We start from the raw sequence: 15,313 nt of genomic DNA, 5'->3' as shown, positions 1-15,313 counted from the left end.
GCCACGCAGTTGAATCAATCTTGCCGATTTTCGTTAAGCTGAATCAAACCTTGCGGGTACTTCTGATTCACCTTGAAAAATATACCATATGTTCATCTTGAGATTTAAGCCGCCTTTTATAACATGTCGATATGATCCTTCCATCGTGACGCGGAAACAGGGCCGCGAACACTAAAGAGTAACAAGGGCGTTAGACATGAACACAGTGAAGAAGGTTGCGGAGCAGCCGGATCGACAGGCCAAGATGGGCGAGGTTCGGCCTCTCTACTTGGAGTCACTGCATCTGGTCGAGCGCCTCCATCGCCGGCTGCTCGACGTCATCAAGGACGAATTCGACCGGCGCAGCCGCTCGGACATCAACGCCGTGCAGGCGCTGCTGCTCTACAATATCGGCGACAGCGAGCTGACCGCCGGCGAGCTGCGCACCCGCGGCTATTATCTCGGCTCGAACGTCTCCTACAACCTCAAGAAGCTCGTCGAGATGGGCTTCCTGCACCATGCCCGCTCGCGCATGGACCGCCGCTCGGTGCGCATCAGCCTGACCGACAAGGGCGCCGAGGTCCACAAGATCATCCAGGACCTCTACGACAAGCACATCCTGTCGATCGAGACGGTCGGCGGCGTCGGCTCGGAAGACTTCCGGCGCATGAACACGGCCCTGGTCCGCCTCGAGCGCTTCTGGACCGACCAGATCCGCTACCGGCTCTGAGCTTGCGCGCAGGCGCTGAGGTCTGCAGGCTTTCCAAGCCCGGCGGCGGGCTCGGAAAGCCTGCGCTGGCGCGTCCGGGCTTCGGCGGCCTCGGTGCTTCCGTCGGCCGGTGCGAGCGCCTATAAGCCCGGCCGGACGCGGCAGCGCGAGGAGGGCTCATGGTGTGGGGCATCGTCAGGCGAGGCCCCATGGGCCTCCTGATCGTCGGAATGGTCTTCCTGGTGCTGGGGCTCACGGGCCTGGCGGCCGCGGCCGCCTTCGCCGTGAACGAGACGCGCAGCGGGCGCACCGCGAGCGCCATCGGAACCGTCGCCGTCGCGGCCGTGCCCCGGCCGGTGATCCAGTTCATGACGCCGAACGGCGAGGTCATCCGCTTCACCAACATCGCCCGCAGCTCCTTCTGGAAGGACGGCGATGCGGTCGACGTCGCCTACGACCCGGCGACGCCGACGAACGCGGTGGTGGACGGCCTCGTCGGCCGCTGGTTCCCGACGGCGCTCGCCGTCGCCCTCGGCCTGCCCTTCCTGCTGATCGGCCTGGTGCTGCGCGGGCGGGCCCGGCGGCAGCTGCGCGCCGGCGCCGCCGGCTCGCGTCGGCCGCCCCGGCGCTGACCCCGGCGGCGCCTCGCCGCCGCCGCCCTGTACGCCGGCGGCCCGGCGCGATCACGTCACCGTGTTGAACAGCCGGAAGATCCAGCTCAGCTGATAGATCAGGCTGGCCGCGACGAAGGCGACGTGGAAGCGCCGGTTGGCCGTCCAGATCGCCACGGCGCACAGGACGAGATAGGCCGGCAGCCGCACCAGATATTCCGAGCCGAACAGCGCGACATGCGCCTGCCCCTTCAGCAGCGTGTCGATGAAGTCGCACACGAAGGTCAACGCCAGGATCGAGAAGAACCATTTGCGCCGCGACAGGAAGAAGTCCTCGTAGCCGCTGTACTCGGCCAGGTTGTCGGGGAAGAGCAGGGTGCACAAGAGATAGAGCAGGATCGTGTAGCCGATCAGGAAGAAGTAGATCAGGAAGCTCCAGTATTCGATCTGCCTCAGCGCAAATTCCCACCACCAGAAATGGATCAGGGTGAGCAGCATCGAGGCCGCCCAGCCCAGGTGCACCGGGTAGATCTTCTGCGTGCCGGGATGCTGGACGAAGCGGGCGAGGCCGGTGAGCAGACGTGTCATGCCCATGCCGAGGACGATGCCCATCACCACGCGGATATGCAGGAAGAGGTCGGTGGCGTGCGGCTGCATCGGTCTCCCGGGGATGTGGACGGCCTGATCCTACCATCGCCGGCCGGCCGGGCATAAGCACCGTTCGCGGCCCCGGCCGTCCCGCGGAGCGGAAGCGTTGCAGTTCGGCAACGCTCGCCCGCGGCGTGGGCCAGTCCCGGCAAAACCGCTGGCGCCACGGGCCCTCGTCCAGTTTTCGCCGCGATCTGCCGCGATCTTCCAAGTGCCGGTTGCGCTGCGGTCACAATGCTGCGAGCGCTGGGGCACAGGGACCTTCGATCGTTGTTCGTTAACCCTGCGCATGGTACTCGGCAGCGACGCCGACAGTATCGCGCGGGACGGTCGAGCCGGTCCCGATCTTTCGCGAACGACCGCAGGGACCGACCGACAATGTCCGATATTTCTCGCCGCTCTCTCTTGACCGGCCTGGCCGCGGGCGCCGCGGCCACGGTGCTGGCGCGCGGTGCGTCGGCGCAGGAAGTGGTGCTCGGCCAGATGGAGATGCGCGAGCGCTACGACAGCGGCGCGCGGTCGATCTCCATCGCCAAGAGCGCCTCGCCGACCTTCTCGCCCTACACCGTGCAGGCGACCGAGAACGCGATCCAGCAATATGCGCAGATCGCCGCCCAGGGCGGCTGGCAGCCGGTGTCCGGCAACGGCCGCCTCAAGCTCGGCACGCGCTCGCCCGACGTGGTCTCGCTGCGCCAGCGCCTGATCGTCACCGGCGACCTCGCGCCCTCGCTCGCCGGCTCCGACATCTTCGACAGCTATGTCGACGGCGCGGTCCGCCGCTTCCAGGCCCGCCACGGCATCCTGGCCAGCGGCGTCATCGGCCCGACGTCGCGCGCCGCCATGGCCATCCCCGTCGACGTGCGCCAGAAGCAGCTCGACCTCAATCTGGTGCGGCTGCGCGCCATGGGCGGCAATCTCGGCGCCCGCTACGTCATGATGAACATTCCGGCGACCGAGCTGGAAGCGGTGAACAACGGCGTGGTCGAATCCCGCCACAACACGGTGATCGGCAAGCCGGACCGCCAGTCGCCGGTCATGTCGACCTTCGTGCAGAACATCAACTTCAACCCGTTCTGGACGGTGCCGGTCTCGATCATCAAGAAGGACCTGATCCCGAAGATGCAGGAGGAGCCGACCTACCTGGCCGACCACCATATCCGCATCTACAATCCGCAGGGGCAGGAGATCCAGGCCGACCAGGTCAACTGGAACAGCGACGACGCCACGCGGATGCGCTTCACCCAGGATCCGGGCTTCGGCAATTCGCTCGGCACGGTGCGCATCAACATCGCCAACCAGTACGGCGTGTACATGCACGACACCCCGTACAAGTCGGTGTTCGGCTCCGAGTACCGCTTCGATTCGTCGGGTTGCGCTCGCGTGCAGAACGTGCGCGACCTCTGCGCCTGGATCCTGCAGGGCACGCCCTATACCCGCGACAAGATCGACGAGGTCATCCGCTCCGGCGCCCGCCAGGACGCCCAGCCGGTGGCCAAGCTGCCGGTCTACTGGACCTACATCACCGCCTGGGCGACGCCCGAGGGCATGGTGCAGTTCCGCGACGACGTCTACGACAAGGACGGCTACCAGTCGCTGTCGGTCGTGACCAAGGAAGACGAGGGCTGAGCTCCGGCCCTCGGCCTCTCGTTCGGAAAAGCCCGCCGCTGGCGGGCTTTTTGCTGGGCCCGACGGAATTTGTCCGACGATCCAGCGCCTTATGCAGGGTGGGGCGCGACGTTGTGCATCTTCCGCGGCGGTGCGGGGCGTGCTATCCGCCGGCTCGGTTCTCGCACGCGGCCTCGTCATGGGGAGGAGGCCCTGCCGTGCCTGTCAGCGGCTCCGTCCCCAGAGGCCCTTCCCGCCCATGTCCAGCGCCACCGCCGCCCTGTCCAACAGCTTCTTCGCCGCGCCGCTCAGCGCCGCCGACCCGGAGATCGCCAAGGCGATCGACCTCGAGCTCGGGCGGCTGCGCGACCATATCGAGCTGATCGCCTCGGAGAACATCGTCTCCGGCGCCGTCCTGGAGGCGCAGGGCTCGATCATGACCAACAAATATGCGGAAGGGTATCCCGGCAAGCGCTATTACGGCGGCTGCGAGTTCGTCGACATCGCCGAGAAGCTGGCGATCGAGCGGGTCTGCAAGCTGTTCGACTGCAAGTTCGCCAATGTGCAGCCCAATTCCGGCAGCCAGGCCAATCAGGGCGTGTTCCTGGCGCTGATGAAGCCCGGCGAGACCTTCATGGGGCTCAACCTCAATGCCGGCGGCCATCTGACCCACGGCTCGGCCGTCAACATGTCGGGCCGCTGGTTCAACGTCGTGCCCTACAATGTCCGGCCCGACGACCAGCGCGTCGACATGGACGAGGTCGAGCGCCTCGCCCACGAGCACAAGCCGAAGATCATCATCGCCGGCGGCTCGGGCTATGCCCGGCACTGGGACTTCGCCCGCTTCCGGCAGATCTGCGACGCGGTCGGCGCCTATTTCGTCGTCGACATGGCGCATTTCGCCGGCCTGGTGGCGGGCGGCGCCCATCCCTCGCCGTTCCCGCACGCGCATGTCGCGACCTCGACCACCCACAAGACCCTGCGCGGCCCGCGCGGCGGCCTGATCCTCACCAATGACGAGGACCTCGCCAAGAAGATCAACTCGGCGGTGTTCCCCGGCCTGCAGGGCGGCCCGCTGATGCACGTGATCGCCGCCAAGGCCGTGGCCTTCGGCGAGGCGCTGCGCCCCGAGTTCAAGCACTACGCCGCCCAGGTGGTGGAGAACGCCAAGGCGCTGGCGGCCAACCTCAAGTCGAACGGCTTCGACATCGTCACCGGCGGCACCGACAACCACCTGATGCTGGTCGACCTCAGGCCGAAGGGCCTCACCGGCAACATCGCCGAGAAGGCGCTGGAGCGCGCCCACATCACCTGCAACAAGAACGGCATCCCCTACGACCCGCAGAAGCCGATGGTGACCTCGGGCGTGCGCCTGGGCTCGCCGGCCGCGACCTCGCGCGGCTTCGGCGTCGCCGAGTTCCGCGAGGTCGGCGACCTCATCACCGAGGCGCTCGAGGGCCTGGCCAGGAACGGCCCGGACGGCAACGGCGCGGTCGAGGAGGTCGTGCGCGCCAAGGTCAACCGGCTGACCGCGCGCTTTCCGATTTACTGAGGCGCGCAAAGCCCGTAACTCTCCGGCGCGGCGGCATTGCCGCCGCCTGCTGACCGCCCGGCGTCACCGGCGCCGGGCGAACGGACGGAAGAGCGCGGCATGAAATGTCCCTATTGCGGCGGCCTGGAGACGCAGGTCAAGGACAGCCGCCCGACCGAGGATGCGACCTCGATCCGCCGCCGCCGGGTCTGCCCGGACTGCGGCGGGCGCTTCACCACCTTCGAGCGGGTGCAGCTGCGCGAACTCACCGTGGCCAAGCGCTCCGGACGCAAGGTGCCGTTCGACCGCGACAAGCTGCAGCGCTCGGTCGAGATCGCCCTGCGCAAGCGCCCGGTGCCGGAGGAGCGCATCGAGCGGCTGGTCAACGGCCTGGTGCGGCAGATCGAGAGCCTCGGCGAGAACGAGGTCACCTCCGAGCAGATCGGCGAATTGGTGATGGAGGGCCTCAAAAACCTCGACGACATCGCCTATGTGCGCTTCGCGTCGGTGTATCGCAATTTCCGCGAGGCGAAGGATTTTGAGGCGTTCCTGGGCGAATTGTCGACCGAAGAGGCCAAGGACGCCTCGCTGGATGAGTGAGGCTGTGGCCAGCCTCAGGCGCTGTCGGGATATAACCGCTTCAAACGCGACGCCGGCCACTCCCTTCCCCCTTGCGGGGAAGGGTAAGGGATGGGGGTCCATCAGGATGGCGCGAGCCTTACGTCGACGACCCCCACCCTTTATCCCTCCCCGCAAGGGGGAGGGAAGACCCACGCGTCGCGCGCTCATCGACAACAGTTGCGCCTTGCTCGACCGTATCGAGCCGGCGATTCGCGTTGACTCTCGCCCCTCCGGTCGACGTCTTCCCCACTTCGTGGAGAAGGCTTTCACCCCGTGACCCCCGATCCCGCGCAGGACGTCCGCTTCATGCAGATGGCGCTGGCGATCGGCCGGCGCGGGCTCGGCAACACCTGGCCGAACCCGGCGGTGGGCTGCGTCATCGTCCGCGACGAGGGCGCCGGCCCGGTCGTGGTGGCGCGCGGCTGGACCCAGCCGGGCGGACGCCCGCACGCCGAGACCCACGCCCTGGCGCAGGCCGGCGCGCGGGCGCGCGGGGCCACCGCCTATGTGACGCTGGAGCCTTGCTCGCATTACGGCCGCACCGGACCCTGCGCCGACGCCCTGGCGCGCGCCGGCATCGCCCGCGTCGTCGGGGCGATCCGCGATCCCGATCCGCGCGTTGCGGGGCGCGGCTTCGCCATGCTGCGCGCCTATGGCCTCGCCGTCACCGAGCGGGTCTGCGAGGACGCGGCGCGCGATGCTCATCTCGGCCATATCTGCCGCGTCACCCGCGGCCGGCCGGCGGTGATCCTGAAGACGGCGCTCTCGGCCGACGGCCGGGTGGCCGGGCCGGGCGGGGTGCCGGTGCGCATCACCGGGCCGGAGGCGAACGGGCGGGTGCACATGCTGCGCGCGCTCAGCGACGTCATCGCCGTCGGCATCGGCACGGCGCTCGCCGACGATCCCCTGCTGACCGTGCGCCTGCCGGGGCTGGAGGCCGCCTCGCCGGTCAGGCTGGTGTTCGACGCCGGCCTCAGCCTGCCGCTCGGCTCGCGGCTGGTGCGGAGCGCCAGGGACGTGCCGCTCTGGCTGTTCGTCGCCGAGGACGCGTCGGTCGAGGCCGAGATGGCGCTCGCCGGGCGCGGGGCCGAGGTGATGCGGGTGGCGCGCCGCGACGGCGGCCTCGACCTCGGCGCCGCCCTGCGTCTGCTCGCCGCACGCGGCGTGACGCGCCTCTTCGTCGAGGGCGGGCCGCGCCTGGCGCGGAGCCTGATCGCCGCCGACCTCGTCGACGTCGCCCTGTTCTTCACCGCGCCCGAGCCGATCGGCGAGGGGCTTTGCGGATTTTCGCCGGAAACGCGCGCCGCCTTGGCGGCGCGCTTGCCGCGGCTTGAAAAGCGCGCCGTGGGGCGCGACACCATGACCATCCTGCGCAGGAGCTAGCCATGTTCACCGGAATCATCACCGAGGTCGGCGAGGTCGTGTCGATCGAGGACCACGGCACGGTCAAGCGCCTGGCCATCGCCTGCGGCTATCCCATCGACTCCATCCCGATCGGCGCCTCGATCGCCAATGCCGGCATCTGCCTGACGGTGACGACGCTCGCCGCGCGCGGCAACACCGCGACGGTGTTCACGGTCGACGCCTCGTCCGAGACCGTCGACCGCACCACCCTCGGCGATTGGCAGCCCGGCCGGCGCATCAACCTGGAGCGGGCGCTGCGCATCGGCGACGAGCTCGGCGGCCACATCGTCTCCGGCCATGTCGACGGCGTCGCCGAGATCGTCTCGCGCGAGGACCGCGACGGCACGGCGCGCTTCGTCTTCCGCGCGCCGGGCCCGCTCGCCCGCTTCATCGCCGAGAAGGGATCGGTGGCGCTCGACGGCACCTCGCTCACCGTCAACGGCGTCGACGGCGACACGTTCTCCGTGACGCTGATCCCGCACACGCTGGCCGTCACCACCTGGGGCCAGGCCCAGCCCGGCGACCGCGTCAACATCGAGGTCGACACCATGGCCCGCTATGCCGCGCGGCTTGCGGACACGCGTGACGCGGGCTATTGAAGCCGGCCGACCGACTGCGCAGACTTTCGCGGATCGAAGCCGCCGTCCGGCGCGCATCTCTGCCGGTCCTGCAATCGTGAGGCGTCCGGGGCCGCATCGTCGCGGTGCCCGGATGCCCAGCTGAACAACCGAGGTTTCCCCCATGGCCGGCCCGCGCCGTTCCACCGATACTGCCGTGACCGATTTCGGCGGCCCCGCCGCGCCGCACATCCTGGTCGTCGAGGCGCGCTATTACGACGAGATCGCCGACCAGCTCCTCAGCGGCGCCACCGGAGCGATCCGCGCCGCCGGCGCCAGCTTCGACCTGATCACCGTGCCGGGGGCGCTGGAAGTGCCGGCGGCGGTGGTGATCGCGCTCGACGCCGCCGTGGCTCGCGGCCGGCCCTATGACGGGGTGGTGACGCTCGGCTGCGTGGTGCGGGGCGAGACCACCCATTACGAGATCGTCTCCGGCGAGAGCGCCCGGGCGCTGATGGAGATCGCCGTGGCCCGCGGCCTGCCGCTCGGCAACGGCATCCTGACCGTGGAGAACGACGAGCAGGCGCGGGTGCGCGCCAGCATCGCGGAGATGAACAAGGGCGGCGGCGCGGCCGAGGCGGCGCTGCACATGGTGGCGCTGAAACGCCGTCTCTACGGGGTGGGCGAATGAGCCGCGCGGAGAAGCGGGCGGCGGCGCGGCTGGCCGCGGTCCAGGCGCTCTACCAGATGGAGATCGCCGGCGCCGGCGTCGCCGACGTGCTGGCCGAGTTCGAGGCGCATTGGATCGGCCAGGAGGTCGAGGGCGACGAGTACAAGCCGGCGGAAGCCGCCTTCTTCCGCGACATCGTCGGCGGCGTGGTGCGCGAGCAGCGCAGCATCGATCCCAAGATCGACCAGGCGCTGGCCGAGGGCTGGCCGCTGAAGCGGGTCGACGCCATCCTGCGCGCCATCCTGCGCGCCGGCGCCTACGAGCTCGGCGAGCGCCACGACATCCCGCCGCGCGTCTCCATCACCGAATATGTCGACGTGGCGCACGCCTTCCTCGACCGCGAGGAGGCCGGCATGGTCAACGCCGTGCTCGACCGGATCGCGCGTATCGACCGGGCCGAGGATTTCGCCAAGGCGTGAGGTGCAGGCATCCCGCTGGCGTCGTGGTGTGCAAGATCCTTGATGCTGCGGATGCGGCGCGGCTATGTGGCCGAGATGACAGAGACGATCACACTCTGGCGGCCGGTCGGCCCTGAAGAGCTCGCCCTGATCCGGGCCGCGGGCATGCGGGCCTTTCCGCCGCGCCTGCCGGAACAGCCGATCTTCTATCCCGTCCTCAGCGAGGACTATGCGATCAGCATCGCGCGGGACTGGAACGTGCCGGCCAGCGGCGCGGGCTATGTCACGCGCTTCGCGGTGCGCCGGGATTTCCTCGATGCATATGCGGTGCAGGAGGCCGGTAGCCGCGACCTGCGCGAATACTGGATCCCGGCAGAGGACCTTCCCGCCTTCAACGCCGCGCTGGTCGGGCCGATCGAAATCACGAAGCAATTCCCGTGACCCGCCTGTCCGAAGACGCCCTGATCGCCCGTTATTTCGCGCCGCTGGCGACGTTGCCCGGCGCTGACGGCCTGCGCGACGATGCCGCGCTGCTGACGCCGCCGGCCGGCATGAGCCTGGTCATCACCGCCGATGCCCTGGTCGCGGGCGTGCATTTCCTGCCCGACGATCCGCCCGAGACCATCGCGGCCAAGGCGCTGAGGGTGAACCTCTCCGACCTCGCCGCCAAGGGCGCGCAGCCCTATGCCTTCACCCTCAGCCTCGCCTTGCCCGGCGACTGGACCGAGGCCTGGCTGGCGGGCTTCGCCGCCGGGCTCGGCCGGGACGCCGAGGCCTACGGCTTCGCCCTGATCGGCGGCGACACCGTGAAGACGCCGGGGCCGCTCACCATCGCCGTCTCCGCCTTCGGGCTGGTGCCCTCGGCCCGCATCCCGCGGCGCGCCGGCGCCGCGGCGGGCGACGGGCTCTACGTCTCCGGCACCATCGGCGACGGCGCGTTCGGCCTGCTGGCGCGGCGCAGGGATGCGGCCCTGGCCGGCCTGCCGGCCGGGATGCGCGAGGCGCTGATCACGCGCTACCGGCTGCCGCAGCCGCGCGTCGCCCTGGCGCCGGTGGTGCTGGCCCATGCCTCGGCCGCGATGGACATCTCGGACGGCTTCGTCGGCGACCTTGCCAAGCTGCTGCGCGCCTCCGGCGCCTCCGCCGAGGTCGATCTCGCCGCCGTGCCGCTCTCCCCCGCCGCCCGCGCGGCGATCGCCGGGCAGCCGCGCCTGTTCGAGATCGCGCTCACCGGCGGCGACGACTACGAGATCCTCTGCGCCGTGCCGGCGGCGGGCTGCGCCGCCTTCGAGGCGCAGGCCAGAGCGGCCGGCGTCGCGGTGGCGCGGATCGGCACGATCACGGCCGGCGCGGCGCCGCCGCTGTTTCGCGACGCCGACGGCGCGGCCCGGACCTTCGCCGCAGGCAGCTTCAGCCATTTCTAGCGGCGAGAGCCGGACGCTTGATGTCCGGCGACAACGGGCACGAGTGGATGGGAAGCCGAAGGTCGCAATCGGTCCATCGCACGTCGGCTTCGCGCCACGCCGGACTTCGACAGTGTCGACTCGGCGTCCAAAACCGCCGGTGCGGAGGGATGTCCATGACGGCCAGCCCGGGCAGCGTCACGCCCTGCCTTGATGTTCACCCTTGACTGGACGAGCGGTACGCCACGCCTGATCGCATCTGCCAGCTGCGAAGCGCATCACCATTCTCCAGCGACCCCTTACAATGGATGGCCGTATTCGGCGTGACGGCCGACGTCGGCCTACTCGATCCGGCCGGCTGCGGCTCACCACACCTTCGTCACGGTGTAGCCGTCCTGCCGGAAGAGGGCGACGAGCCCGTTCTTGCCGACCAGGTGCATCGCCCCGACGGCAATCAGGGTGTTGCCGCGCTCCAGCAGCGGCCGGGCGCGTTCCCGCATCACCGCGTTGCGGCCGCCGAGCAGGGCGGCGGCGAACGTGTCGCCGCCGCCCTGGAAGGCCGTCCACCACGACGCCAGCGGACTGAGCGGCAGGCCGATGCGGTGGTCGAAATAGAGGCCGACCAGGGTGGCGAGGCCGTCGTCCGGCGAGGTCGTCGCGCGCGCGGCCTGCACCAGCATCCGCGCGGAGACCGCGGGCGAGATGGAGGCGATCACGTCGATCTGCTCGTCCGCCGTCTCCAGCGCGACGATGCGCGAGCCGGCGCGCTTGGCCGCCTCGGTGAGGGCGACGTCGAACACCGTCAGGCCGTGCTTCTGGCGCTCCTGCTCGCAGGCAGGCGCGCCGGCGGCGATCGCCAGGAACCACGGGGCGAGGCGCCGCGTGCGGTCCGGCGGCAGGCCGATGCGGGCCAGCATCTCATCGACGGCGCTGCGGTCCGACGGGTCGGTGATCCCAGCCAGCGAATCGCCCTTCGTGGCCATGCTGCGCAGGAGCAGCTTGCCGGCCAGGACATATTGACCCGGCCCGATCAGATCCTCGCCGAGCTCGGTCGCCAGGACCCGGCCGGGACCGAAATAGGGATCGAGCCTGGGCACGAGCGCGATCAGGCGCTCGTCCGTGACGTGCATGGTGCCGAGGAGATAGGACGGTGCCGCGCCCTTGCCCTCGATCTTCCACAGGATGCCGTCGCCGTTGGGGACGCCGCGGATCTGCCATTCGAGCAGCCAGTCCAGCATCCGGCCGAGGAGCGGCGTCTTGCTGCGCACCTCGGCCACCATGTCCTTGCCGGCGCAGGCGGGCGGCGGCGCGGTCGCCGCCGGTGCCGCGGAGGGCAGGCCGAGGGCAAGGCAGAGGAGCAGGGCGCGGAGACGGGGCATGCGAGCTCACAGGTCGGTCAGGCCGGGGGCCTGTCTAGCAGCCCATGGTTGCAGAGTCCCGGTCCGGAGGGCCGCAGCGGCCGCCCGCCGGCCGGGAATCGGGCCGCGAGCCGGGTCGCAAAAGAATCCGGCGGCGCCGATCCTCCTTTGTTGCGTCGCATCCTCTTGTTTGGCAGTCTCGCGGCCGACTGGGCGGGGCATGCCGTCAATCATGGATAGAGCCGGCCGGGCTATCCATCATCGACGGCATGCCTCAAGCATCAGCACGGGAGAAGACCGCCAAGGCACGATCCTCTCGCAGGCAATGCGGGGGGCGGTGTCGCAACGCGCGGTAACGGGACAAGGAAAACAATATCCATGCTTTCGCTTTGGGTGATTATCGCGTGCGGGGCGCTGTCCCTGGTCTACGGCGCATGGGCGTACCAATCGGTGATGGCGCAGCCTGCCGGCAATCCGCGCATGCAGGAGATCGCCGGCTATGTCCGTGAGGGCGCGCAGGCCTATCTTCGGCGCCAATACACCACCATTGCCGGCGTCGGCGTGGTCATCTTCCTGCTCGTGATGTATTTCCTCTCGATCACCGTGGCGATCGGCTTCGCCGTCGGCGCCATCCTCTCGGGCCTCGCCGGCTTCATCGGCATGAACATGTCGGTGCGCGCCAATGTGCGCACGGCGCAGGCGGCGATGGGCTCGCTCGGCGCCGGCCTCGAGGTCGCCTTCAAGGCGGGCGCGGTCACCGGCATGCTGGTGGCGGGCCTGGCCCTGCTCGGCGTCTCGGTCTACTACCTCGTGCTCACCGGACCGCTCGGCCACAGCTTCGGCGACGCCAAATCGGCCCGCGTCATCATCGATTCGCTGGTGGCCCTCGGCTTCGGCGCTTCGCTGATCTCGATCTTCGCCCGCCTCGGCGGCGGCATCTTCACCAAGGGCGCCGACGTCGGCGGCGACCTCGTCGGCAAGGTGGAAGCCGGCATTCCCGAGGACGATCCGCGCAACCCGGCGACCATCGCCGACAATGTCGGCGACAATGTCGGCGACTGCGCCGGCATGGCGGCCGACCTGTTCGAGACCTATGCGGTGACCGTGGTCGCCACCATGGTGCTGGCGGCGATCCTGTTCGCCGGCGCGCCGAACCTGCCCTCCATGCTGCTCTATCCCCTGGGCATCGGCGGCGCCTGCATCATCACCTCGATCATCGGCACGTTCTTCGTCAAGCTCGGCGCCAACCAGTCGATCATGGGTGCGCTCTACAAGGGCTTCATCACCTCGGCCGTGCTGTCGATCGCCGGACTCGCCGCCGCGACCCATCTCCTGATCGGCTGGGGTGCCGTCGGCACCGTCGCCGGCCGCGAGATCACCGGCACCGCCCTGTTCACCTGCGGCATTGCCGGCCTGCTGGTCACCGGCCTGATCGTCTGGGTGACCGAATATTATACCGGCATCGGCTACCGGCCGGTGCGCTCGATCAGCCAGGCCTCGGTCACCGGCCACGGCACCAACGTCATTCAGGGCCTGGCCGTCTCGCTCGAGGCCACCGCCCTGCCGACCATCATCATCGTCGCCGGCATCATCACCACCTATTCGCTGGCGGGCCTGTTCGGCATCGCCATCGCCGTGACCACCATGCTCGGCCTCGCCGGCATGGTGGTGGCGCTCGACGCCTTCGGCCCGGTCACCGACAATGCCGGCGGCATCGCCGAGATGGCCGGCCTGCCCAAGGAGGTGCGCAAGTCGACGGACGCGCTCGACGCCGTCGGCAACACCACCAAGGCGGTGACCAAGGGCTATGCCATCGGCTCGGCCGGCCTCGGCGCCCTGGTGCTGTTCGCCGCCTACACCTCCGACCTCACCTATTTCGCCGCCAATGCGACGGAATATCCCTATTTCGCCGGCGTGACGCCGAACTTCTCGCTGGCCAACCCCTATGTCGTGGTCGGCCTGCTGCTCGGCGGCCTCATCCCCTATCTCTTCGGCGGCATCGCCATGACCGCCGTCGGCAAGGCGGCCTCGGCCATCGTCGAGGAGGTGCGCCGCCAGTTCCGCGAGAAGCCCGGCATCATGCAGGGCACGGAGAAGCCGGACTACGGCAAGGCCGTCGACCTGCTGACCAAGGCGGCGATCCGCGAGATGATCGTGCCCTCGCTGTTGCCGGTGCTCTCGCCGATCGTCATCTACTTCGTGGTGCTGGCCATCAGCGGCTCGAAGTCGGACGCCTTCGCCGCGGTCGGCGCCATGCTGCTCGGCGTGATCGTCACCGGCCTGTTCGTCGCCGTGTCGATGACCGCGGGCGGCGGGGCCTGGGACAATGCCAAGAAGTCGTTCGAGGACGGCTTCATCGACGCCAACGGCCAGAGGCACATGAAGGGCTCGGAGGCGCACAAGGCCTCGGTGACCGGCGACACGGTCGGCGACCCCTACAAGGACACGGCCGGCCCCGCCGTCAATCCGGCGATCAAGATCACCAACATCGTGGCGCTGCTGCTGCTGGCGATCCTGGCGCATCACTGAGAGGAAGGGCCTCGCACGCCATCCCGTGCTTGCGGGATGGCGGGGATGTGGCCCGATCATGTCCAGACTTGCATAGACAACCGCCTCGGCTCAGTCCGGGGCGGTTTCGTCTGCGCGGGCTACCGCGTGGCCTCGAGGATGCGCTTGCATTCCTGCAGCTCGAACAGCACCGATTGCAAGCGCCGCGCCGCCTCGCGGCCAACGGCAGCCGGGGCGGGGGCGGGAGGCGGGGCTGCCGGCGCGGCGACGGCCGGCTGCGGGGGCTGCGGGCGTGGGGGAGGCGGTGCGACGGGCGCCGCCGCCGGGCGCACCGGCACCTCGGGCCTGGCGGCGGCGACGGCGGCCGCCGGCAGCGCGGCGGGCTCCGGCTCGATCTCGGCTTCCGCGAGCGCCGGCTCGCGCTCGAACAGGTCGGAGCGCTCCGCAGCCTGGCGCCGCGAAGGGGGCACCGCCTCGGGCCAGTCCTGCCTGCGGCGGCGCGTCTCCTCGTCCTCGACGCGCGGGATGGTGGCGACCGGCGGGGCGAAGTTCTCGGTCTGGGCCCGCCCCATCTCGCAGACATGCCTGAGGCCACGCTCCTTGAGGATGCGCTGCACCCCCTTGATCGTGTAGCCCTCGCCGTAGAGGTAGTAGCGGATGCCCTTGAGCAGATCGACGTCGTCGGGGCGGTAATAGCGCCGCCCGCCGCCGCGCTTCAGCGGCTTGATCTGTGCAAAGCGCGTCTCCCAGAAGCGGAGCACGTGCTGCGGCAGGTCCAGGTCCTCGGCGACCTCGCTGATGGTGCGGAATGCCTCGGGTGACTTATCCACGCGCGGGACCCCTTAAATCCGAGCCGGTCGGCTCACTCCTCCTCCTCGCCCTCGACGACCAGCCCGTTGATGCGGGCCTTGAGGATGTTGGAGGGCTTGAACACCATGACGCGGCGCGGAGCGATCGGCACCTCCTCGCCGGTCTTGGGGTTGCGGCCGATGCGCTGGCCCTTGGAGCGGACGATGAACGACCCGAACGAGGACAGCTTCACCGTCTCGCCCTTCTCCAGGCAGTCGGTGATTTCCTGCAGCACCCGCTCGACCAGCTGGGCCGACTCGGTCCGCGACAATCCGACCTTCTGATAGACGGCTTCACAGAGGTCCGCCCTTGTGACGGTGTTTCCCGCCATCGCCGCCATGCCCTTTCATTTTCTTATGCACGCCACACCGGCGGTTTCGAGCCAAGACCCGACTCTATCCC

The 15,313-nt window shown here is 69.4% G+C and carries 16 protein-coding genes; 12 read left to right on the top strand and 4 right to left on the bottom strand.

Going from position 1 to position 15,313, the window contains the following annotated elements; all coding sequences use genetic code 11:
* Positions 1-196 precede the first annotated feature (196 nt).
* Positions 197-709 (top strand): transcriptional regulator LdtR, encoded by a 513-nt coding sequence (gene ldtR / locus QO011_RS22840; protein ID WP_307276937.1) that lies wholly within the window; start codon positions 197-199, stop codon positions 707-709.
* A gap of 158 nt (positions 710-867) precedes the next feature.
* A complete protein-coding gene (locus tag QO011_RS22835) occupies positions 868-1,320 on the top strand; it encodes a DUF3592 domain-containing protein (RefSeq protein ID WP_307276934.1) in 453 nt (150 codons plus the stop codon).
* 51 nt (positions 1,321-1,371) lie between these two features.
* Here the strand turns inward: QO011_RS22835 and QO011_RS22830 are convergent, their stop codons facing one another.
* Complete coding sequence (locus QO011_RS22830; RefSeq protein ID WP_307276931.1) at positions 1,372-1,956, bottom strand: hypothetical protein; 585 nt, start codon at positions 1,954-1,956, stop codon at positions 1,372-1,374.
* Positions 1,957-2,325: 369 nt separating this feature from the next.
* Here QO011_RS22830 and QO011_RS22825 point away from each other — a divergent pair, with 369 nt between their 5' ends.
* The 9 genes from QO011_RS22825 to thiL all read left to right on the top strand — a co-directional run bounded on the left by QO011_RS22825 (position 2,326) and on the right by thiL (position 10,217).
* On the top strand, positions 2,326-3,573 hold the full coding sequence (locus QO011_RS22825) for a L,D-transpeptidase family protein (protein WP_307276928.1): 1,248 nt from the start codon (positions 2,326-2,328) through the stop codon (positions 3,571-3,573).
* Positions 3,574-3,811: 238 nt separating this feature from the next.
* Positions 3,812-5,104, top strand: coding sequence for a serine hydroxymethyltransferase (gene glyA / locus QO011_RS22820; RefSeq protein ID WP_307276926.1), 1,293 nt, complete (start codon positions 3,812-3,814; stop codon positions 5,102-5,104).
* Positions 5,105-5,203: 99 nt separating this feature from the next.
* On the top strand, positions 5,204-5,683 hold the full coding sequence (nrdR, locus tag QO011_RS22815; protein WP_307276923.1) for a transcriptional regulator NrdR: 480 nt from the start codon (positions 5,204-5,206) through the stop codon (positions 5,681-5,683).
* Between the two features lie 294 nt (positions 5,684-5,977).
* Positions 5,978-7,087 (top strand): bifunctional diaminohydroxyphosphoribosylaminopyrimidine deaminase/5-amino-6-(5-phosphoribosylamino)uracil reductase RibD, encoded by a 1,110-nt coding sequence (gene ribD, locus QO011_RS22810; RefSeq protein WP_307276921.1) that lies wholly within the window; start codon positions 5,978-5,980, stop codon positions 7,085-7,087.
* A 2-nt stretch (positions 7,088-7,089) separates the two neighbouring features.
* Positions 7,090-7,707: a riboflavin synthase gene (locus QO011_RS22805; protein WP_307276918.1), complete on the top strand. Its 618-nt coding sequence runs from the start codon at positions 7,090-7,092 to the stop codon at positions 7,705-7,707.
* 142 nt (positions 7,708-7,849) lie between these two features.
* Positions 7,850-8,356: a 6,7-dimethyl-8-ribityllumazine synthase gene (locus QO011_RS22800; protein ID WP_370881999.1), complete on the top strand. Its 507-nt coding sequence runs from the start codon at positions 7,850-7,852 to the stop codon at positions 8,354-8,356.
* Complete coding sequence (nusB, locus tag QO011_RS22795; RefSeq protein ID WP_307276911.1) at positions 8,353-8,814, top strand: transcription antitermination factor NusB; 462 nt, start codon at positions 8,353-8,355, stop codon at positions 8,812-8,814. Before QO011_RS22800 ends, nusB begins: the two co-directional genes overlap by 4 nt.
* A 75-nt stretch (positions 8,815-8,889) precedes the next feature.
* Positions 8,890-9,234 (top strand): ADP-ribosylation/crystallin J1, encoded by a 345-nt coding sequence (locus tag QO011_RS22790; protein ID WP_307277386.1) that lies wholly within the window; start codon positions 8,890-8,892, stop codon positions 9,232-9,234.
* Complete coding sequence (gene thiL / locus QO011_RS22785) at positions 9,231-10,217, top strand: thiamine-phosphate kinase (RefSeq protein ID WP_307276908.1); 987 nt, start codon at positions 9,231-9,233, stop codon at positions 10,215-10,217. Before QO011_RS22790 ends, thiL begins: the two co-directional genes overlap by 4 nt.
* 344 nt (positions 10,218-10,561) lie before the next feature.
* Here thiL and QO011_RS22780 read toward each other — a convergent pair whose 3' ends face one another.
* Positions 10,562-11,575 (bottom strand): TraB/GumN family protein, encoded by a 1,014-nt coding sequence (locus tag QO011_RS22780; protein WP_307276906.1) that lies wholly within the window; start codon positions 11,573-11,575, stop codon positions 10,562-10,564.
* A 357-nt stretch (positions 11,576-11,932) separates the two neighbouring features.
* Here QO011_RS22780 and QO011_RS22775 point away from each other — a divergent pair, with 357 nt between their 5' ends.
* Positions 11,933-14,083: a sodium-translocating pyrophosphatase gene (locus QO011_RS22775; RefSeq protein WP_307276904.1), complete on the top strand. Its 2,151-nt coding sequence runs from the start codon at positions 11,933-11,935 to the stop codon at positions 14,081-14,083.
* 119 nt (positions 14,084-14,202) lie between these two features.
* Here the strand turns inward: QO011_RS22775 and QO011_RS22770 are convergent, their stop codons facing one another.
* On the bottom strand, positions 14,203-14,892 hold the full coding sequence (locus tag QO011_RS22770; RefSeq protein WP_307276902.1) for a MerR family transcriptional regulator: 690 nt from the start codon (positions 14,890-14,892) through the stop codon (positions 14,203-14,205).
* 32 nt (positions 14,893-14,924) lie between these two features.
* Positions 14,925-15,242 carry an integration host factor subunit alpha gene (locus QO011_RS22765; RefSeq protein WP_307277383.1) on the bottom strand — a complete coding sequence of 106 codons (318 nt, stop codon included), beginning with the start codon at positions 15,240-15,242 and terminating at the stop codon, positions 14,925-14,927.
* Positions 15,243-15,313 lie beyond the last annotated feature (71 nt).

This window comes from Labrys wisconsinensis (assembly GCF_030814995.1).
Taxonomy (GTDB): Bacteria; Pseudomonadota; Alphaproteobacteria; order Rhizobiales; family Labraceae; genus Labrys; species Labrys wisconsinensis.
Note: the sequence above shows the minus strand (reverse complement) of the source record. Positions and strands in the feature narration are given on the sequence as shown.